General features: G+C 44.8%; 29 protein-coding genes and 1 pseudogene (1 of these 30 only partly in view). 3 read left to right on the top strand and 27 right to left on the bottom strand.

Annotation, left to right across the window (positions count from 1 at the left end):
• Both pdaB and gerD read left to right on the top strand, forming a co-directional pair.
• Positions 1-744: the 3' portion of a polysaccharide deacetylase family sporulation protein PdaB gene (gene pdaB / locus ACUUJN_RS23340; RefSeq protein ID WP_023990485.1), read on the top strand. 36 nt of this gene lie to the left of the window's left edge; the window shows 744 of its 780 coding nt (coding positions 37-780); the start codon falls outside the window, past its left edge; it ends in the stop codon at positions 742-744.
• A 106-nt stretch (positions 745-850) separates the two neighbouring features.
• Positions 851-1,585: a spore germination lipoprotein GerD gene (gene gerD / locus ACUUJN_RS23345; RefSeq protein ID WP_023990486.1), complete on the top strand. Its 735-nt coding sequence runs from the start codon at positions 851-853 to the stop codon at positions 1,583-1,585.
• Between the two features lie 34 nt (positions 1,586-1,619).
• On the opposite strand, the gene ACUUJN_RS23350 is transcribed toward gerD, so the two are convergent.
• The 4 genes from ACUUJN_RS23350 to ACUUJN_RS23365 form a co-directional block, all read right to left on the bottom strand.
• Positions 1,620-2,726, bottom strand: a complete 1,107-nt coding sequence (locus ACUUJN_RS23350) for an Mrp/NBP35 family ATP-binding protein (RefSeq protein ID WP_484668980.1) — start codon at positions 2,724-2,726, stop codon at positions 1,620-1,622.
• Positions 2,727-2,785: 59 nt separating this feature from the next.
• Positions 2,786-3,562 (bottom strand): N-acetylmuramoyl-L-alanine amidase CwlD, encoded by a 777-nt coding sequence (cwlD, locus tag ACUUJN_RS23355; RefSeq protein ID WP_484668981.1) that lies wholly within the window; start codon positions 3,560-3,562, stop codon positions 2,786-2,788.
• 68 nt (positions 3,563-3,630) lie between these two features.
• On the bottom strand, positions 3,631-4,800 hold the full coding sequence (gene sat, locus ACUUJN_RS23360) for a sulfate adenylyltransferase (RefSeq protein WP_484668982.1): 1,170 nt from the start codon (positions 4,798-4,800) through the stop codon (positions 3,631-3,633).
• Positions 4,801-4,853: 53 nt separating this feature from the next.
• Positions 4,854-5,546: a phosphoadenylyl-sulfate reductase gene (locus ACUUJN_RS23365; protein WP_013312138.1), complete on the bottom strand. Its 693-nt coding sequence runs from the start codon at positions 5,544-5,546 to the stop codon at positions 4,854-4,856.
• A gap of 969 nt (positions 5,547-6,515) precedes the next feature.
• Between ACUUJN_RS23365 and ACUUJN_RS23370 the strand changes: the two genes are divergently transcribed.
• Positions 6,516-6,758: a hypothetical protein gene (locus tag ACUUJN_RS23370; protein WP_279836224.1), complete on the top strand. Its 243-nt coding sequence runs from the start codon at positions 6,516-6,518 to the stop codon at positions 6,756-6,758.
• Between the two features lie 507 nt (positions 6,759-7,265).
• On the opposite strand, the gene rpsI is transcribed toward ACUUJN_RS23370, so the two are convergent.
• The 23 genes and pseudogenes from rpsI to rplN all read right to left on the bottom strand — a co-directional run bounded on the left by rpsI (position 7,266) and on the right by rplN (position 19,162).
• A complete protein-coding gene (gene rpsI, locus ACUUJN_RS23375; protein WP_013312140.1) occupies positions 7,266-7,658 on the bottom strand; it encodes a 30S ribosomal protein S9 in 393 nt (130 codons plus the stop codon).
• A gap of 20 nt (positions 7,659-7,678) precedes the next feature.
• Entirely contained in the window at positions 7,679-8,116 is a 438-nt protein-coding gene (gene rplM / locus ACUUJN_RS23380) for a 50S ribosomal protein L13 (protein ID WP_013312141.1), read from the bottom strand.
• Positions 8,117-8,299: 183 nt separating this feature from the next.
• Positions 8,300-9,085, bottom strand: coding sequence for a tRNA pseudouridine(38-40) synthase TruA (truA, locus tag ACUUJN_RS23385; RefSeq protein ID WP_023990555.1), 786 nt, complete (start codon positions 9,083-9,085; stop codon positions 8,300-8,302).
• Positions 9,086-9,236: 151 nt separating this feature from the next.
• Entirely contained in the window at positions 9,237-9,602 is a 366-nt protein-coding gene (gene rplQ / locus ACUUJN_RS23390) for a 50S ribosomal protein L17 (protein ID WP_013312143.1), read from the bottom strand.
• Positions 9,603-9,636: 34 nt separating this feature from the next.
• Positions 9,637-10,581 (bottom strand): DNA-directed RNA polymerase subunit alpha, encoded by a 945-nt coding sequence (locus ACUUJN_RS23395; RefSeq protein WP_007432558.1) that lies wholly within the window; start codon positions 10,579-10,581, stop codon positions 9,637-9,639.
• A gap of 135 nt (positions 10,582-10,716) precedes the next feature.
• Entirely contained in the window at positions 10,717-11,112 is a 396-nt protein-coding gene (gene rpsK / locus ACUUJN_RS23400; RefSeq protein ID WP_013312144.1) for a 30S ribosomal protein S11, read from the bottom strand.
• 19 nt (positions 11,113-11,131) lie between these two features.
• Positions 11,132-11,500, bottom strand: coding sequence for a 30S ribosomal protein S13 (gene rpsM, locus ACUUJN_RS23405; RefSeq protein ID WP_007432560.1), 369 nt, complete (start codon positions 11,498-11,500; stop codon positions 11,132-11,134).
• A 21-nt stretch (positions 11,501-11,521) separates the two neighbouring features.
• Entirely contained in the window at positions 11,522-11,635 is a 114-nt protein-coding gene (gene rpmJ / locus ACUUJN_RS23410) for a 50S ribosomal protein L36 (protein ID WP_003333770.1), read from the bottom strand.
• Between the two features lie 117 nt (positions 11,636-11,752).
• Positions 11,753-11,968 (bottom strand): translation initiation factor IF-1, encoded by a 216-nt coding sequence (infA, locus tag ACUUJN_RS23415; RefSeq protein ID WP_006212898.1) that lies wholly within the window; start codon positions 11,966-11,968, stop codon positions 11,753-11,755.
• A gap of 2 nt (positions 11,969-11,970) precedes the next feature.
• Entirely contained in the window at positions 11,971-12,279 is a 309-nt protein-coding gene (locus ACUUJN_RS23420) for a KOW domain-containing RNA-binding protein (protein WP_013312145.1), read from the bottom strand.
• Positions 12,280-12,288: 9 nt separating this feature from the next.
• A pseudogene (locus ACUUJN_RS23425) lies at positions 12,289-12,828 on the bottom strand (M24 family metallopeptidase).
• 5 nt (positions 12,829-12,833) lie between these two features.
• Positions 12,834-13,478, bottom strand: coding sequence for an adenylate kinase (locus ACUUJN_RS23430; RefSeq protein ID WP_013312147.1), 645 nt, complete (start codon positions 13,476-13,478; stop codon positions 12,834-12,836).
• A gap of 90 nt (positions 13,479-13,568) precedes the next feature.
• Positions 13,569-14,867 carry a preprotein translocase subunit SecY gene (gene secY / locus ACUUJN_RS23435; RefSeq protein WP_013312148.1) on the bottom strand — a complete coding sequence of 433 codons (1,299 nt, stop codon included), beginning with the start codon at positions 14,865-14,867 and terminating at the stop codon, positions 13,569-13,571.
• Positions 14,867-15,307 (bottom strand): 50S ribosomal protein L15, encoded by a 441-nt coding sequence (gene rplO / locus ACUUJN_RS23440; RefSeq protein ID WP_013312149.1) that lies wholly within the window; start codon positions 15,305-15,307, stop codon positions 14,867-14,869. The genes secY and rplO overlap by 1 nt, the downstream gene beginning before the upstream one ends.
• Before the next feature lie 43 nt (positions 15,308-15,350).
• Positions 15,351-15,536, bottom strand: a complete 186-nt coding sequence (gene rpmD / locus ACUUJN_RS23445; RefSeq protein ID WP_013312150.1) for a 50S ribosomal protein L30 — start codon at positions 15,534-15,536, stop codon at positions 15,351-15,353.
• 12 nt (positions 15,537-15,548) lie between these two features.
• On the bottom strand, positions 15,549-16,046 hold the full coding sequence (gene rpsE, locus ACUUJN_RS23450) for a 30S ribosomal protein S5 (protein ID WP_013312151.1): 498 nt from the start codon (positions 16,044-16,046) through the stop codon (positions 15,549-15,551).
• Between the two features lie 27 nt (positions 16,047-16,073).
• Complete coding sequence (gene rplR, locus ACUUJN_RS23455) at positions 16,074-16,442, bottom strand: 50S ribosomal protein L18 (RefSeq protein ID WP_007432568.1); 369 nt, start codon at positions 16,440-16,442, stop codon at positions 16,074-16,076.
• Between the two features lie 115 nt (positions 16,443-16,557).
• Positions 16,558-17,100, bottom strand: coding sequence for a 50S ribosomal protein L6 (gene rplF, locus ACUUJN_RS23460; protein WP_013312152.1), 543 nt, complete (start codon positions 17,098-17,100; stop codon positions 16,558-16,560).
• 33 nt (positions 17,101-17,133) lie between these two features.
• Complete coding sequence (gene rpsH, locus ACUUJN_RS23465; RefSeq protein WP_007432570.1) at positions 17,134-17,532, bottom strand: 30S ribosomal protein S8; 399 nt, start codon at positions 17,530-17,532, stop codon at positions 17,134-17,136.
• Between the two features lie 32 nt (positions 17,533-17,564).
• Positions 17,565-17,750, bottom strand: coding sequence for a type Z 30S ribosomal protein S14 (locus ACUUJN_RS23470; protein WP_013312154.1), 186 nt, complete (start codon positions 17,748-17,750; stop codon positions 17,565-17,567).
• Positions 17,751-17,826: 76 nt separating this feature from the next.
• On the bottom strand, positions 17,827-18,372 hold the full coding sequence (gene rplE / locus ACUUJN_RS23475; protein ID WP_007432571.1) for a 50S ribosomal protein L5: 546 nt from the start codon (positions 18,370-18,372) through the stop codon (positions 17,827-17,829).
• Between the two features lie 31 nt (positions 18,373-18,403).
• A complete protein-coding gene (gene rplX, locus ACUUJN_RS23480) occupies positions 18,404-18,757 on the bottom strand; it encodes a 50S ribosomal protein L24 (protein WP_013312155.1) in 354 nt (117 codons plus the stop codon).
• Between the two features lie 36 nt (positions 18,758-18,793).
• Positions 18,794-19,162, bottom strand: a complete 369-nt coding sequence (gene rplN, locus ACUUJN_RS23485) for a 50S ribosomal protein L14 (protein WP_007432573.1) — start codon at positions 19,160-19,162, stop codon at positions 18,794-18,796.
• Positions 19,163-19,164 lie beyond the last annotated feature (2 nt).

The following is a 19,164-nucleotide window of genomic DNA, read 5'->3' on the forward strand; positions in this document are numbered from 1 at the left end:
ATCAAACGATTCTTAATCGTAATGGCTGCAGCCGTCTTTACTGTTGGAGTCATTTATGTAGAAACCGATAATGTTACGGTTTTTTCCGAGGAAGCACCAACCGCTATTTATAGTGTACCCACGGACAAAAAGCTGATCGCTCTCACCTTTGATATTAGTTGGGGTGATAAGCGTACTGCCCCCATCTTAAAAGTCCTTGAGGATAAAAAAGTGACTAAGTCCACCTTTTTTCTTTCTGCCCCTTGGAGTAAAACACATCCAGAGCTTGTGAATCAGATTAAAGAAAGTGGATTTGAGATCGGCAGTCATGGCCATAAACACGAAAATTACAGTAGCTTAAGCGATGAAGATATTCGTAAGCAGATTTCCATTGCTCATACCACATTAACCGAACTGACGGGACAGTCCCCGAAGTTGATCCGTATGCCTAATGGCGACTTTGATAAAAGGGTCCTTCAGGTTGCCGGCACTTTAGGCTACAAAACCATTCAGTGGGATACAGATTCCCTGGACTGGAAAAACCCTGGTACTCAGGTCATAATCGACCGTGTTGTAAATAAAGCGCATCCTGGCGATATCGTCCTTCTGCATGCCAGTGATTCCTGTAAACAAACACATGAAGCCTTGCCCGTCATTATCGACAAGTTGCGCGCACAAGGCTATGAATTCGTGACTGTATCTGAACTGCTTCAACAGGGTACAGTAAAAGGCAAAGAGGTACGCGATCAGGCACTGGGTCTTTAAGGAGTTATTTTACATCGTTCTCAGCTAAAAACCAAAAGCAAATCGACATATTTCTCCGCATTCATCCGCATACTATCCACATTCATGATGAAGGAGGAATACGGCCATGAATTGGACTCGTTTGCGATTTGTTAGCACGGTATGCGTACTGGGCGTTGCACTGAGTGGCTGCGGCTCGGATCAGGGTTCTGCGCCCCCCCAGAACAGTTATAAAGAGATGAAAACGATGGTTGTCGATATCTTGAAAAGCGATGACGGAAAAAAAGCTGTAGAAGAGGCTTTAACCGGGGAAAGCACTTCAAAAGAAGGACAATCCGGTCAAAGCAGTGAAGAGGGTGGGGCTGGTGGTGGATCTGGTGGCAGCATGGGAATGAAAATGCTTATGCCCATGCAATCGGCTGAACAGATGAAGATCGCAGTCAAAGATACTTTGGTATCACCTGAATATAAAAAAGAAATCGAAAAAATTATGACTGATCCGCGTTTTGCCGGAGAATTTGCCAAAGCCATCAACAGCCAAAGCAAACAGCTTCATATGCAACTTATAAAAGACCCTTCTTATCAAAAATCAATTGAAGCGATGCTTAAGTCGCCAGAACTGACCAAGATGTATATGGACTTAACTAAAACTCCTGAATATCGCAAACAATCTATGACAGTCATGCATGATGCCATGCAGAATCCGATTTTTCGGCTTGAAGTCATGAATTTACTTAAAACTGTCGTACAAGAGGAACTCCAACCTAAGGTTGAGAAAAAAAGCGGTGAGCAAGGTGGCTCTGCTGATCAGAAGCAAGATGGTGGTGGTGGAGGCGAAGGAGAACAAGGTGGAGGCCAATAATAAAAAGGCTGGTTCAACAACCAGCCTTTTTTTCTTATTCAAATTCCGCGTGCAACGTCGTAATTTGAGCAGCAATATCATTGTAAATTGCCCCTGTCGCCGACTCGGATTTATATACGGATGGAGAAAAGTCGGCTTCTGAAGGGTGATTGTCTGGGATACCCAGCGGAATTTGCGCCAGCAGCTTCGTATGAAGGGTATCTGCCAGCATAGCCCCGCCACCGCGTCCAAAAACATAGTCCTTTTCTCCGGTGGAGGATACATAATAGGACATGTTCTCCACAACACCAATGACCTTATGATCTGTTTGGAGCGCCATAGCCCCTGCACGTGCAGCTACAAAAGCTGCAGTTGCATGTGGGGTAGTGACAATGATTTCTTCACTCTGCGGAATCATTTGATGTACGTCAAGCGCTACATCGCCAGTCCCTGGTGGTAAATCGAGTATCATATAATCCAGTTGTCCCCATTCAACATCACTAAAAAACTGTCTGAGCATTCTCCCCAGCATGGGACCTCTCCAAATCACCGGATTGTTCTCTCTGACAAAGAAGCCCATAGACATGATTTTGATACCGAATCGCTCCACCGGCTGAATGATACCATCTTCGACAGAAGGAACCTCCTCCACCCCGATCATATCCGGCACGCTAAATCCATAGATATCCGCATCAATTAAACCCACACGCTTCCCCTGTCTAGCTAAAGCAGCAGCCAAATTTACAGCTACTGTCGATTTTCCGACACCACCTTTTCCGCTTGCAATGGCAATAAACCGGACGCCAGATGCTGGACTAAGCAGCTCATGTTCTTCCATACCGACAGCATGTCCTTTGGTCAAAACCGGGTCAGCGGCTCCCTCGGTATTCTCCACAGCTTGAATTGCGGACTTTTCATGCTCAGATGCCTCACGAATACGAATATGGACGTGGCTTAATCCCGCCTCTTCTAACGTCTGCCGGATTTCCCGCTCCAGTTCTGCACACGTCTCTTCCTGGCTATTCAAACTAATAGCGGTCAGGGATACCCGATCCTCTTTAACAACCACATCCCGAATAAAATGGAGATCGACTAGACGGCGTCCTGTTTGAGGCTCCCGCACTTGTTGAAGTAGCTCTATAACTTGCTCTCTTGATTGCATGAATTATCAGCACCTCTGCTTTAATGAATTACGGAGTGGTAAACACTTACAGTATACCACTATCTGGCCTCAGGTGCTGGTGAGATCCCCTTTTCCCCGGCACTGTAACGCAAAATCCCCTTATATATGGACGCCGCCACCTGCCTTTGATAGTTCACGTCACTTAGTCGTCTAGCTTCCTCTGGATGGGACAAAAATCCGACTTCTACAAGGGCTGATGGCATTTTGAGAGCTTTCAATAAATAAACTGCGTTCACGGTCTTAGCCACTCTGTCCGTATTTTCCAAGTTGCGTTTGATTTCTTCCTGAATTAAAGACGCCAAATTCTCGTTATCTGCATGGTTAGGAACGTAAAAGGTCTGGGCTCCACTCCAACGGCTCGACGGAATACTGTTCATATGAATACTTAGAAAGAGGTCTGCTTTCTGCTCCTCAATTATACGCACACGCTGCTTCAAATCCTCCGTTTTCCTTCTGGCGTAACCTTTCGTTTCTTGCTGCGCCAGGTCGCGGTCATCCTCACGTGTCATGACAACAACAGCACCTGCTTGCTGCAAATAATCCCGCAAATAAAAAGCGATTGCCAGATTAATATCCTTTTCAATAATTCCTTCTTTGCTAACCGCCCCTCCATCAGGCCCTCCGTGTCCAGCATCTATAGCAATTACTTTACCAGTAAGGGGTAAACTCCAATGGGTCCAAGCTCTCGAAGCAGGTATCTCATACAATACCAGTGTAATAAACAGAACGGCGAGACAACAGCCCAACAGCATTTTTTGCAACGTCCGATAGCGAATCCACAGTGTAACCTCGTGTTTACGATTATTTTTTTGCATAACAAAACGCCTCCGTCCTATACAGATACTAATAATCTATATGGGACGAGGCGTGTAGATAGTACAACTCAGGCATGAACAAATTCTTTCATACCTTCAATCAGCACTTGAGCAACTTCCGATCGTGTAAATTCAGGTGGCGGGCAAACCCCAGAGCGCAACAATTCCCGTACCTTGGTGCCCGAGAGCGTCAAATGATGCTCCTTGGGATGTGGGCATGTTTTACTTGAGGCCATATTTCCACATCGAGTGCAATAAAAGCTGTGTTCAAAGAACAATGGAGTAATCCCCAGCTCTTCAGGTGTAAAGTGCCTGAAAATTTCCTGTGCTTCGTAGGTACCATAATAGTCTCCTACCCCGGCATGATCCCTTCCAACAATAAAATGGGTGCAGCCATAGTTTTTTCGCACAATAGCATGGAAAATGGCCTCTCTAGGACCCGCGTATCGCATGGCAGCAGGAAATACCCCCAGAAAAGTCCGATCAGCCGGATAATAATTGTCCAGCAGCACCAGATAGCTCTTCATACGCACATCTGCCGGAACGTCATCTGACTTGGTTTCACCAACGAGTGGGTTTAGAAACAAAGCATCCACAATCTCCATCGCGCTTTTCTGGATGTACTCATGCGCCCGGTGTACCGGATTTCGTGTTTGAAAACCGACCACTGTTTTCCAGCCTTTTTCTACAAAATAGTCGCGTGTCTGTGATGGTGTATAGTAAAACTCACTAAATTGTGTGGGCTCCGGCCGATTCAGCACTTGCACAGATCCACCAACATACGTAGCAGGTCGATCTAACAGTTTGTTTACGCCAGGATGAGCAGGGTCATCGGTCTTGAATACTCGTCTGGCTTCCTCAGCCTGATCTACCTGATAAATACTTTCAATATCAAGTACAGCATAAATAGTACCGTCTGTTTCACCCACCAAAGCCACCTGCTGACCTAATTTCAATTCACTGGCTACACTTTCTGCAACTGCAAGAGTAATGGGAATACTCCAGACTGTACCATCGGCAAGACGCATATCTGTTACCACTGACCGATAATCAGATTCATTCATAAACCCCGTCAAAGGAGAAAATGCCCCCACTCCAATTAAATCCAGATCAGAAATGGTCCATGAGTTTACACGGATTGGGAACAATTCCTCTGCGGCCTGCAAAAGTGCTTTTTGCTTCGGTCCTGTAATGATTTTATCAACAAGTGTTCCGCCATGCGGAAGAATTGCAGTCATAATGCACTTCCCTTCTCTTCATAAATATGACTCATAGCTACCTAAATACCATTTTATTGATGGAGCCCACACTCCGTTTTCTCATTGCCTGACCAGCGACCTGCACGAGGATCTTCACCTGGTAGGACCTCACGGGTACATTGCTCACAACCGATACTGGGATAATTGCGATCATGCAATGGATTATACAGCACTTCATGAGTACGGATATAGTTCCATACATCCTCGGATGTCCAGCTTGCCAAGGGGTTAAATTTAACGAGTCCAAACTTTTCGTCATACTCTACCTTTTTTGAATTCGCACGGGTAGGGGCCTGATCCCGGCGAATACCGGTAATCCACGCATCGTATTGTGACAAAATACGTGTCAGCGGCTCAACTTTGCGTATACCACAACATGTGTTTGGATCTGTTTTCCACAGTTCCTCTCCATGTTCAGCCGCTTGCTCTTCAGGAGTAATTAAGGGAGAGACCCTAACAAAATCCAAGTTATATCTGGCTTTCATCTGATCTCGCGTATCATAAGTTTCTTGAAAATGAAAGTCGGTGTCCAAGTAAAAAATGTCGGTGGAAGGGCTAATTTTTTGAAGCATATCTACTAGTACTACATCTTCTGCTCCGAAGCTACAAGCAAAGGTAAGATTGGGAAATGTAAGAACAGCATACTGGATAATTTCCTCTGGCGTAGCCTCTTCCAGTTCAATTGCCTTGACTCTAATCAACGCTTCTTTCTCCAATAAATTCATTATCAATGCGCCTCCATATGAAGATTCATAAATAAGTGTCACTCCAATACCGACTAAACTAATAAGATTAAATACAGTATAAAACTTTCACAATCATTGTCAATCCACGGCAAAATGTCCTGATGCAAGCATTTATCCACCCACATTTGCAGGAATGTTGCTCTGTCAGCATTCTTTAATGCTTTCTTGCGTATCCAACCAAGTTCATTGGCTTTATATAAAATATTCTTATACCAAACACTTGAAAATGGTCCATAGGCTCTTTGGTTACTAAAAATAACTAGTGTAGCTGAAGGTATGCTTGAATGGAGGCTTTTTACGTCAACAAAGACGGCTTGTTCTCTACTCTGCCGAAGACAAAGGCGTACCACCAGTACGCTTTTAAACAAAGGGCTTTCTTATATAACATTATATGGGAATAGTTTGGTCCTTGAAGGAATACATCCTATAGTTTTGACTTTGGAAGAGCAAGCCGAACGTGCGGATAAGCATTTTTTTGACAACCTACCTTGCTACGCAAAATTACTTAGTTGAATGATTTCTATAGCCAAAATGTATTATTGTACTATACATATGCTTGTGGATCTTCTGAGTGAAATGCTTTAGAGGCATCTAGGAGCAGCGTATCCTAATCTTGGCCTAGTGCGCGGCAGCCATCGATAATGCTGAACAGCTTTGGGTTGCTTGATCAAGCAAGAATCATCTGTAGAAGAAAGCAACATCGTTTCTGAATCTAAGATTATCGAAGGGTGCTAACCGAGGGAATTGAAAATAACTTTAGGTTTCAAAGCTCTTATTTTGCATTCCAAAGATGAAGTCCGTATGTGGACGAGTTCAGATGAAGGCAAACTAGCCTTTACTCGAATTTTTAGCCAGATGAAATCGACTACACTATTCTGGAGCTCTGGCGTCAGCGATGCTTTCATTGTGGAAATTATAAAAGAAATGACTGCGCGCTGAACTCTTATTATGCCTCTATCCAATCCTAAAGCGCTTGTAGAGGCAATTCCCGAGGAATTGATCCACTGGACACAAGCAAGACTCTTATCGCTACTGGAAGCCTATTTAAAGCCTGTCATCAAGGAGGGTCAATTTTATGAGGGTAGACACAGTCGGACAATACAGGGTGCTCCCGGTTATAGTTTGGAGCGATTGCTGTGTAGACTATTTCCATTACCAGTAACATGTAAATCGCCGTTGCCATTGCAGTAGCATAGAAAGCGGACAGTGCTAGGCTAACGAGCGTCCTTCTCTCAGTGCACACAAATAAAAAGAGGTATTCCTTGCCGTATCCCTAGCTACGCCCAAAACAACTGCACAAGAGGCATAGACAGTACCAGCCAGAACATATCAAGGGACTTTACATAAACAACTGAAAGCAAAGTGTCTCGTGAAACAGCACTTAGCAGAGAATATTAAGATGAGGCTAATTTGATAGTCGAACATTATATTTTAGTCACAGGTTATAAACATTACAGAATAAACTCCGTGGAAATAGCCAACTGTATTTGTGTATAACAATATCGTCTTCAATTACATCGTGGATAACTTTTCGTGTTCCATGCATTTGCATGCGGTTATTTATGTATTCGCAGAAACATGCTGAAGCCTATGAATTTTAGAGTAGGTCTACTTATCCACATGTGGATAATAATCAGGAAATGACTAAATAAAAAAGAACCCTTTCCATAAGGAAAAGGTTCTTCTGTATTCGAAATATTAACGTTTCGAGAACTGTGGTGCACGACGAGCGGCTTTGAGACCGTATTTTTTACGTTCTTTCATACGTGGGTCACGAGTCAAGAAGCCTGCTTTTTTCAAAGCTGGACGGAATTCCGGATCTGCTTTCAACAGAGCACGGGAAATACCGTGGCGAATTGCGCCGGCTTGACCAGAGATACCACCACCATGAGCGATAACGAGTACGTCATAGCTGCCAACTGTTTCTGTCAGGTTCAGTGGTTGTTTTACGATCAGTTTGAGAGTTTCCAAACCGAAATATTCATTAATATCACGCTTATTGATGACAATGCGTCCTTCACCCGGTACGAGACGAACACGAGCTACCGAATGTTTACGACGACCTGTCCCATAGTATTGTACTTGTGCCATGAAACTGTCCTCCCTTTTAATTATCCGCGAAGTTCGTAAACTTCAGGTTTTTGTGCTGCATGTGGATGCTCAGTGCCTCTGTAAGCTTTAAGTCTCAGCTTCATTTTCTCGCCTTGACGAGTTTTAGGAAGCATACCGTGAACAGCCAATTCCAACATACGCTCAGGCTTGTTCTTAACCATTTCTTGTGCAACCGTTACTTTCAGACCACCCGGATGCAGGGAGTGACGGTAGTATTTCTTGTTCTCCATTTTTTTACCGGTCAATACGATTTTTTCCGCATTGATTACAACAACAAAATCACCTGTGTCCACATGTGGTGTAAATTGTGGCTTGTGTTTGCCGCGAATCAACGCAGCCGCTTCGCTTGCCAGACGGCCGAGCGTTTTGCCTTCGGCATCAATGATGTGCCAGTTGCGCTCAACTTCATTTGGCTTCGCCATATACGTAGTACGCATGAAAAGTATCCTCCTTAAGTTCGTTAACAGAAATCATCATTTATCTTCGTTCGTTAAGTTGCTGCATTATTGATGGATTAGATGTTAATTTAAAGTGATTATCTTAATTGGGGCTGTGGGAAAGCCATTAAGAAAACACAACTTTTATATTACAGGATAACCATCAATTCCGCAAGGGTAAAATCAATGTTTTTTGATGTTTTCGTCGTACTCTACATTCCAGAGCGTTAAAGCGTGTCCAACGGCCGTAGGTCCGGCCTTTGAACGATTTTTCGCCTCTAAAATGGAAGGAATATCATCCGACGATTTTTTGCCTTCTCCCACTTCCAGCAAAGTACCCATAATAATCCGAACCATGTGCTGCAAAAATCCGCTACCTGTAATATAAGTATGGATAATTCCCTGATCATCCGAGTCCGGACGTGAAAAGGAATGGTCTACTGTCATATAGGCTTCGTAAATAGTGCGAACATGATTCGTCTTTTGGGAACGTCGAGATGCGAACGAAGTATAGTCAAAGGTGCCAACTAAATGAGCTAACCCTTCCTCCATCGCTCTTACATCCAGACTCGTTGGATGATGGGCCTGTGTACGACGGTGAAAGATGTCCGGAAACCGGTTCGCATTAATACTGTACCGATATGTCTTCCGCTTCGCCATGCGGCGTGCATGAAAGGACAGTGGCACCTCTCTCGCATCCGTAACGATGATATCACGAGGCAACCAGGCATTAAGTGCCAGACACCAGCGCTGCAACGGAATCGGCGATTCAGTGTGAAAATTGAATACCTGCCCGTATGCATGTACACCTGCATCTGTACGGCCTGAGCCTGTAATTTTAAGACGCTCGCCCGTCAATGAGTAAATAGCATGTTCAAGGCAGTCCTGAATGGTGTTACCGTTAGGCTGCGTCTGAAAGCCATCATAGTGGGTTCCGTCATAGTTCACCTTCATGCACAAGTTCCGCATGCTTCTCACACCTTTGTAGGGGTAGTCTCTGGCCTTGCAAGGAATAACCGAACATAACAAAGGAGAAGCCCCTCAAGGACTCCTCCAAGAGAAAAAAAGGGTTGTTCAGAATCAAGCCGATTCTGTCCACCCTTCCCTCATCTTCGCCTGTTTACGCGCGGTCAACCAATTCCAGATATACCATTGGAGCGGCGTCGCCACGACGAGGTCCCAATTTCAGGATACGAGTGTATCCACCTGGACGCTCAGTGTAACGTGTAGCCAATTCGCTAAACAGCTTTTGGATTGCATCCTGCTCACCATCCAAAGTTTCACGGCGAACGAACGCAGCCACTTGACGACGTGCGTGCAGATCTCCTTTTTTTGCTTTGGTGATCAGTTTTTCAGCAATAGAACGAACTTCTTTCGCTTTAGCCTCAGTAGTTTGGATACGCTCATACAAGAACAGATCGGTTACCAAATCACGAAACAAAGCTTTACGGGCACTGGAGTTACGGCCCAATTTTTGGTATGCCATGTAATTTCCCCTCCTTCACAAAAACGTTGCTGTACTATTCTTCCGTACGAAGTCCTAAACCAAGTTCCTCGAGCTTCTCTTGTACTTCTTCCAAAGATTTGCGACCCAAGTTACGGACCTTCATCATATCTTCTTCAGATTTAGTCGTGAGTTCTTGTACCGTATTGATACCAGCGCGCTTAAGGCAGTTATAGGAACGGACGGAGAGATCCAGCTCTTCGATCGTCATTTCAAGAACTTTTTCTTTCTTGTCTTCTTCTTTTTCAACCATAATTTCAGCATCTTTTGCCTCGTCCGTGAGACCCACGAACAACATCACATGCTCGGTCAAAATTTTGGCTCCAAGGCTCACTGCTTCCTCGGGACGAATACTTCCGTCAGTCCAAACCTCAAGTGTCAGCTTGTCATAATTCGTAACCTGGCCGACACGCGTATTTTCTACGCCGTAGTTCACGCGTGCAATCGGAGTGTAGATGGAGTCGACGGGAATGACGCCGATCGGCTGGTCATCACGTTTGTTCCGATCCTGCTTAACGTAACCGCGACCGCGATTGGCAAAAATACGCATGTGAAGTCTCGAACCCGGTCCGAGCGTAGCAATGTGAAGATCCGGATTAAGAATTTCCACATCACTATCCGCACGGATATCTCCTGCCGTTACAACTCCTTCGCCTTCCGCATCGATTTCGAGTACTTTCTCTTCATCCGAGTGGATTTTAAGCGATAAAGCTTTCAAGTTCAGAATGATCTCCGTTACGTCTTCCTTCACACCGGGAACCGTTGCAAACTCGTGCAGAACCCCATCGATCTGAACCGATGTGACTGCTGCCCCCGGTAACGAGGATAACAGAATACGGCGAAGCGAGTTTCCCAGCGTCGTACCGTATCCGCGTTCCAGCGGTTCTACTACGAATTTTCCATAGGTGCCATCATCATTGACGTCAACCGTCTCAATTTTCGGCTTTTCGATTTCTATCACTGCAATATCCCTCCTTCAAAACGTCGCTCCTATATGAAACATTCACCTTATCCATAGTCTATCATGCAGTATACCTAAACATCCATTCTTGGCAGTTTGTGCCGGATCTATACTACACGCAGAGGAGAAATCTCATTAGACGCGACGACGTTTTGGAGGACGGCATCCGTTATGAGGTACCGGAGTTACGTCTTTGATCAGGTTAACTTCCAAACCAGCAGCTTGCAAAGAGCGGATTGCTGCTTCGCGACCTGCACCAGGTCCTTTAACCATGACTTCGACAGTTTTCATGCCGTGTTCCATAGCAGCTTTAGCAGCAGTTTCTGCGGCCATTTGCGCTGCGAATGGAGTAGATTTACGGGAACCACGGAATCCCATGCCACCTGAGCTGGCCCAAGAGATTGCGTTACCGTGTGGATCTGTGATCGTAACGATCGTGTTGTTGAACGTGGAACGGATGTGTGCCACGCCAGTCTCGATATTTTTACGGTCACGGCGTTTTGTACGTACAACTTTTTTCGGTTTAGCCATTGAATGTTATCCTCCCTTCTTATTTCTTTTTGTTCGCTACAGTCCGACGAGGACCTTTACGGGTACGAGCATTAGTTTTAGTACGTTGTCCGCGAACAGGCAACCCACGACGGTGACGAACACCACGGTAGCAGCCAATCTCAGTCAGACGTTTAATATTCAAGGAAATTTCACGACGCAGATCGCCTTCTACTTTAACTTCTTTGTCGATCGTTTCACGTAATTTGCTCACTTCATCTTCAGTCAAATCACGAACACGCGTGTTTGCACTGATGCCTGTTTCCTTCAAGATTTTCTGAGAAGTCGTTTTACCGATTCCGAAAATGTAAGTCAAGGCGATCTCAACGCGTTTGTCACGTGGCAAATCCACACCAGCTATACGAGCCATTTTACGCTACACCCCCTTCTATTAACCTTGTTTTTGTTTGTGTTTCGGATTTTCGCAAATAACCATTACGTTCCCTTTGCGGCGAATGACTTTGCATTTTTCGCAAATAGGTTTTACAGAAGGTCTTACCTTCATGTTGATTACCTCCTCCAAGCTTTACCCTGGTAAAACTCGCTTCGTGAACATTCACATCGTTTTGCCGAGCAAAACAAGTTTTTTAAATGACATACGTTTAATAAAAACCTGCATGAATTACTTGCGGTACGTTATACGGCCTTTGGTTAAATCGTAAGGCGATAACTGTACAACCACCTTGTCGCCTGTCAAAATACGGATAAAGTGCATCCGCAGCTTTCCGGAAACATGAGCAAGAATTTGATGACCGTTCTCCAGCTCTACCTTGAACGTAGCGTTCGGCAGTGGCTCGATTACCGTACCTTCAACCTCAATGACATCTTCTTTGGCCAAAGTCAGTCTCCTTTCTCTTCAGCTTGGTATTCGGACGAGTCCAGGAAAGTTTTCACTGCATGGCGCAGCTTTCCATTCGTCACCCGACCGCTTTCGTTTAAACTGTTTACAATCTCGCTACTAATCTTTGGCTGAGGCACCAAATGAAGAACATTTTTCTTCTTCGCTTGATCAAACTTTCGTTTATCCCCATCCGCAATATATACAAACCTGCTATCTGCTACTGAAACGACAACCGCAATCTGTCCGGCACCTCTGCCTTTCAGAATCTTCACCAGCTGACCGATTTGCAGGTTTCCTTGCTGAATCATTACAATCACCTACGCACTCAGTTTCGTGAAAATGTCCATGCCGCCCGTTTCGCACGTCACCGCTTGCTCGTTATGAGCACATGAGGTTACGTTCATCGTAACGACCGTCCAGTTGTCTTCCAGCGTCCCTACATGGTGAGAACCTATCTAAATCATTGATTCAATAGCCAGCCCAATGCCGGTTTTCAGCCTCGGCCCCTGCTCAGGAATACCACGGTTTGGATTCTCAATATATTGCCGAATGGCATGCGACATTGTAAACTGGCGAGTTTTCGCGATGATATCGCCTTTGTTTAACTTGCGTTTGCCGGGAAATCCGTGCACCAGTTGTTCGTTGACTGAAGCGCAAATGCTAGCAGGAAAACCGTTATAACCTTTAAAAGACGGCACAGCTCCCTGACTGCGAATATACCGATCAGCTAAATGATCAAGTTCACCGGTCGTAATACCGGGCTCGATGTGTCCTGCCAAGAGATGATCCGTTTCCGTATCTATTCTCTTAGCTTTCCTCATAAAGCTTGATTCCGTCCCCGACTTGCAAATGATCATTACAGCTAACCCCGCAACAAGGACACGATATTTTGGGAAACCACATCAATATCCTGTTCTCCGTCAATATGACGCAGAAGATTCTGGTTCTCATAAAACGTGAGGAGTGGTGCTGTTTTATTACTATATTCGTCAAGTCGTGTTCTTACGCTATCTTCATTATCGTCAGGACGCTGATAGAGTTCCCCACCGTCTTTATCGCAAATGCCTTCAACCTTAGGAGGATTAAAGACAATATGATAGCTAGTTCCGCAGCTTTTACAAACCCGCCGTCCTGTGATTCGTGCCAACAAGTTGTCACTATCCACTTTCAGGTTGATGACGTCATCTAGCTTCGTATTCAAACGACCCAAAATTTGATCCAAGGCTTCAGCTTGAGCCAAAGTTCTTGGAAAACCGTCCAGCAAGAACCCTTTCTTGCAATCTGGCTGTTGTAGCCGTTCTTCAACGATACCGATTGTTACGTCATCCGGAACAAGTTCACCCTTGTCGATATATTCTTTAGCTTTAATGCCAATAGGTGTTCCCTGTTTCATCGCTAGGCGAAAAGCATCACCTGTCGAGATATGAGGAATGCCGAATTCCTTCACAATGACATCTGCTTGTGTACCTTTACCAGCCCCCGGAGGGCCCATGATCAAAATATTCACAATCTGTCACTCCTCAAGACGACCCCTACACAAGAAACAGCACAAAAGGTGCCGGTAAGCATGCGAACATCCTAAGCCGGTACCTATTGCCTATTTGTTGATGAAGCCTTTGTAATGGCGTTTGATCAGTTGGCTTTCGATTTGCTTCATTGTATCCAATGCTACACCAATGATGATGAGCAATGAAGTACCGCCAATTTGCACGGAACGAGGCAAGCCCGAAAGCGAACCGAAGAATACCGGCAAAACGGATATGACTGCCAGAAACAAGGCTCCTGTCATTGTCAAACGTGACATTACTCGTGTCAAGTATTTCTCCGTGGCTTTACCCGGGCGAATTCCCGGAATATAACCGCCGTTTTTCTTCATATTGTCGGCCATTTGCTGCGGATTCATCTGTACAAAGGTATAGAAGAATGTGAAACCGATAATCATTACGACATACAAAACCATGCCCAGCGGCTTGTCATAATACAAGTAAGTGGTAACCCACTTAGCCCAAACATGATCTGCCCAGAAACTCGCAATAATTGTCGGGAATTGCAGCAATGATACCGCAAAGATTACCGGAATAACGCCTGCCGCATTAATTTTCATCGGAATATGCGTATTCTGGCCACCGTACATTTTGTTGCCAACTACACGTTTCGCGTATTGTACCGGGATTTTCCGAATACCTTGCTGGATGTAGATAACACCAACAATAATCAGAACAATCACCAGGGCAATTATAATTGCCTTCAGAATATTCATAAACAGCTGATCTGCCTGAATAAACTGAGATTCTACAACCGTCCGAATATGTCTTGGAATACCCGCTGCAATCCCTGCGAAGATAACAATAGAGATACCATTGCCGATTCCCTTTTCGGTAATTTGCTCACCGAGCCACATAAGGAACGTAGTTCCTGCTGTAAGCACAATGGCAATGACCAGATAATCTGCAAAAGTGGCTCCTGGAATCATCGCTGCACCGTACAGTCGATTAAAGCCAATCGACGTTCCGAATGCTTGAATCAGGCCAAGTATTACCGTACCATAACGCGTAATTTGAGCCAACTTCTTTTTACCATGCTCTCCTTGTTTAGCCCATTCCGCAAGTTTCGGAATCACGTCCATTGACAGCAACTGTACAATGATGGACGCTGTAATATATGGCATAATCCCGAGGGCGAAGATCGAAAACTGATACAATGCGCCCCCTGAGAAGGTGTTAAGGAGTCCAAACAACTCGCTTCCTGCCTGATCCTGAGAAGTAAAGACTTGCTTGTTCACGCCGGGAACCGGCACAAAGGAGCCAATACGATATACAAAGAGTATAAACAGGGTGAACAGGATTCGGGTTCTAAGATCCTCAACCCGCCATATATTTTTCAGGGTCTTGAACATTAGATCACCTCGGTTTTACCGCCGGCAGCTTCAATTTTCTCTACCGCAGATTGAGAGAACTTGTTCGCTTTAACTGTCAATTTCACAGTGATTTCACCGTTACCCAGAATTTTGATTCCGGATTTAGCGTTTTTCACAATGCCATTATTCAGTAAAAACTCAGGGCTTACTTCTGTACCCGCTGCAAAACTGTTCAAATCTTCGATATTCAAAACCGCATACTCTTTACGAGTAGGATTTACGAAACCGCGTTTAGGCAAGCGACGATACAGTGGATTTTGACCACCCTCGAAGCCCGGACGTACACCACCGCCGGAACGAGCGTTTTGACCTTTATGACCACGACCAGAAGTTTTACCCGTACCGCTACTAGGACCACGACCCAAACGTTTACGTTCTTTGCGGGAGCCTGGAGCTGGGGAAAGCTCATGTAACTTCATCGTTCGTTGCACCTCCTTGATTATTGTTAAAATACTTTATTTCTTAAGCCTCAATTTCTTTAACAGAAACCAAATGGCTAACTTGATTAATCATCCCGCGAATAGCTGCATTGTCGGGTTGAACTACTTTATGGTTGATTTTACGCAAGCCGAGCGTTTTAACAGTCGTTCTCTGATTACCAGGACGGCCGATCAACGAACGAACGAGGGTAATTTCTAATTTCGCCATGATATTCCCTCCTTAGCCCAGCAGCTCTTCGATGGATTTGCCGCGCAATTTTGCAACTTCTTCAGCGCGTTTCAAGCGGGACAAACCTTCCAAAGTCGCATTGACCATATTCATGGAATTCGAAGAACCCAAAGATTTTGTCAAGATATCACCTACACCAGCAAGTTCCAGTACAGCACGAACCGGACCACCAGCGATAACTCCAGTACCTTCCGATGCCGGTTTCAACAGAACCCGGCCAGCACCGAACTTACCTGTAACAAGGTGAGGAATTGTTGTTCCTACGAGTGGAACGTGAACCAGGTTTTTCTTAGCATCTTCAATACCTTTGCGAATTGCATCAGGTACTTCGCCAGCTTTACCGATTCCAGCGCCTACCCAGCCGTTGCCGTCGCCCACTACTACCAGAGCACTGAAGCTGAAACGGCGTCCGCCTTTGACAACTTTAGCTACACGATTAATATTTACTACTCTTTCAGTCAGTTCCAAAGTATTCGGATCTACACGCAAGTCGTTAACCTCCTTTTGAGAAATGTCTTAGAATTCAAGGCCTGCTTCGCGAGCTGCATCAGCCAAAGCTTGAATCCGTCCATGATACAAGTATCCACCACGGTCAAATACGATGTTAGCATGGCCTTTTTCTTTCGCACGTTTAGCAACGAGTTCGCCAACTTTACGAGCTGCTTCTACACTACCGCCGTTTTTGATTTCGCTGCTCAGTTCTTTATCCATAGTGGATGCAGATACCAATGTTACACCAGCTACATCATCAATCAGTTGTGCGTAGATATGCTTGGAAGAGCGGAATACGTTCAAACGAGGACGTACAGCCGTACCTTCGATTTTCTTACGTACACGCAGATGTCTTCTGACACGTGCTTTATTTTTATCTTGTTTTGTAATCATCTCAAGTTTTCACTCCCTTCAGTTTGCCTTTTAAAACTTTATACTAAGACGCACTGGGTAAAAAAGAAGTACGAAGTCTTTCCTGCAGAAAGACCGCACAAAGTCGGTAAGAAACTTATTTCTTCTTACCGGCTTTACCTTCTTTACGAATGATGCGCTCGCCTTCGTATTTAATCCCTTTACCTTTGTACGGTTCAGGTTCACGAACGGAACGAATTTTAGCAGCGTAGGCACCTACACGCTCTTTATCAATTCCGCGAACGATGATTTTAGTGTTCGAAGGAACTTCGAATTCGATGCCCGCTTCCGGTGTGATTTCAACCGGGTGAGAGTATCCAACGTTCAGAACAATTTTATCTCCGGATTTGCTTGCACGATATCCGACCCCAACCAGCTCCAGAGATTTTGAAAACCCTTCAGTTACACCACTTACCATGTTGTTGACAACGCTGCGGGTTGTTCCATGCAAAGAGCGGTGAAGTTTGTTGTCCGAAGGACGAACTACATTAATTTCATTGTTTTCCACAGTAACGGACATGTCTTTATGAAGCTCACGAGTCAATGTTCCTTTAGGACCTTTAACTGTGATCGCTGTGTTGTTCAAAGTCACGTCAACACCACTTGGTACTGTGATTGGTTTACGACCAATACGGGACATATCTGTTGCACCTCCTATCTTTTAAACGTTATCTTACCAAACGTAGCAAACAACTTCTCCGCCGGCTTTGGACTGACGTGCTTCTTTGTCGGTCATGATACCTTTGGATGTTGAAATGATTGCGATCCCGAGTCCACCCAATACGCGTGGAATCTCATTGCTCTTCGTGTAAACGCGAAGACCTGGTTTACTGATTCTTTTCAAACCTGTAATAACACGCTCGTTGTTCGCACCGTATTTCAAGAAAATACGGATAATCCCTTGTTTGCTATCTTCAACAAATTCCGCATCACGAATGAATCCTTCACGTTTCAGGATGTCGGCGATTTGTTTTTTCATTGTAGATGCAGGCATTTCTACTGTTTCGTGACGAACTGTGTTCGCGTTACGAATACGAGTAAGCATATCTGCAATTGGATCAGACATAGTCATTGTGTATAAACCTCCTTCCCAAACAGGACTTTTTACCAGCTTGCTTTTTTCACGCCAGGAATCTGGCCTTTATAAGCTAATTCACGGAAGCAAATTCTGCAGATCTTAAACTTTTGCAGTACCGAATGTGGACGACCACAACGCTCGCAACGAGTGTAAGCACGAACTTTAAACTTTGGTGTGCGTTGTTGTTTGACTTTCATTGAAGTTTTTGCCACTTAGCCTGACACCTCCTAAATAGTTTCGGAGAACAGGGTGTCTTTAAAATCAGACGCCCGAAACGTTATGCCAACATTATTTTGCGAAAGGCATGCCCAGCTGAGTCAGAAGCTCACGGGACTCTTCGTCAGTTTTGGCAGTCGTTACGATAACGATGTCCATACCACGAACTTTATCAACTTGATCATACTCGATTTCCGGGAAGATCAACTGTTCTTTCAGACCAAGCGTGTAGTTACCACGTCCGTCGAAAGCTTTTGTCGATACACCATGGAAGTCACGTACGCGAGGAAGAGTAATGTTGAACAATTTGTCCAAGAAATAATACATACGCTCGCCACGAAGTGTTACCTTTACACCGATCGGCATGTTTTCACGCAATTTAAAACCTGCAATAGATTTTTTTGCGCGAGTGATTACTGGTTTTTGACCAGCAATCAGCTGCATGTCGTTGAGAGCTGAATCAAGTACTTTGGAGTTTTGGACTGCGTCGCCAACACCCATGTTGATTACAACTTTCTCGATTTTAGGCACTTGCATCACTGTTGTATAGTTGAACTTCTGCATCAAAGCAGGAGTGATTTCTTTCAAGAAACGTTCTTTCATTCTTGTTGTAGCCATGAATCATATACCTCCTTTCTTCAAAAAATAATTAGTCGATCACTTCGCCAGAACGTTTTGCAATGCGCACTTTTTTTCCGTTGTCCAAAACTTTGTAACCAACACGGGTTACTTTTCCGCTCTTCGGATCAATGTGCATAACGTTGGAAACGTGAATCGGAGCTTCTTTCTCGATGATGCCGCCTTGTGGATTCAGCTGATTAGGCTTTTGGTGTTTTTTAATCATGTTAACACCTTCCACAAGCACACGGTTTTGACGAGGGTAAGCAGCGATAACGCGACCTTTTTTACCTTTATCTTTACCTGTAATCACCAGAACAGTGTCGTCTTTTTTGACGTGAAGCTTGTTGTTATGGGATTCCAGAACTTTTTTCACTTTTGGCATTTCGTACACCTCCTACGGGCACATTTTAAGGTGAGTTTAGATCACTTCCGGAGCCAAGGAAACGATTTTCATGAAGTCCTTGTCACGAAGTTCGCGAGCAACTGGTCCGAAAATACGAGTACCACGTGGGCTCTTGTCTTCTTTAACGACCACTGCTGCGTTCTCGTCAAATCCGATGTAGGAACCGTCTTTACGGCGGATAGAACGTTTAGTACGAACAACAACCGCTCTTACTACATCACCCTTTTTGACAACGCCGCCTGGTGTTGCTTGTTTTACGGAACAAACGATCAGGTCACCAATTTGAGCTGTACGACGTCCCGTACCACCGAGCACACGGATACACATCAGTTCCTTCGCGCCGGAATTGTCAGCTACAGTCAAACGTGTAAATGGTTGAATCATTT

The organism is Paenibacillus sp. LRG-1 (assembly GCF_057220305.1).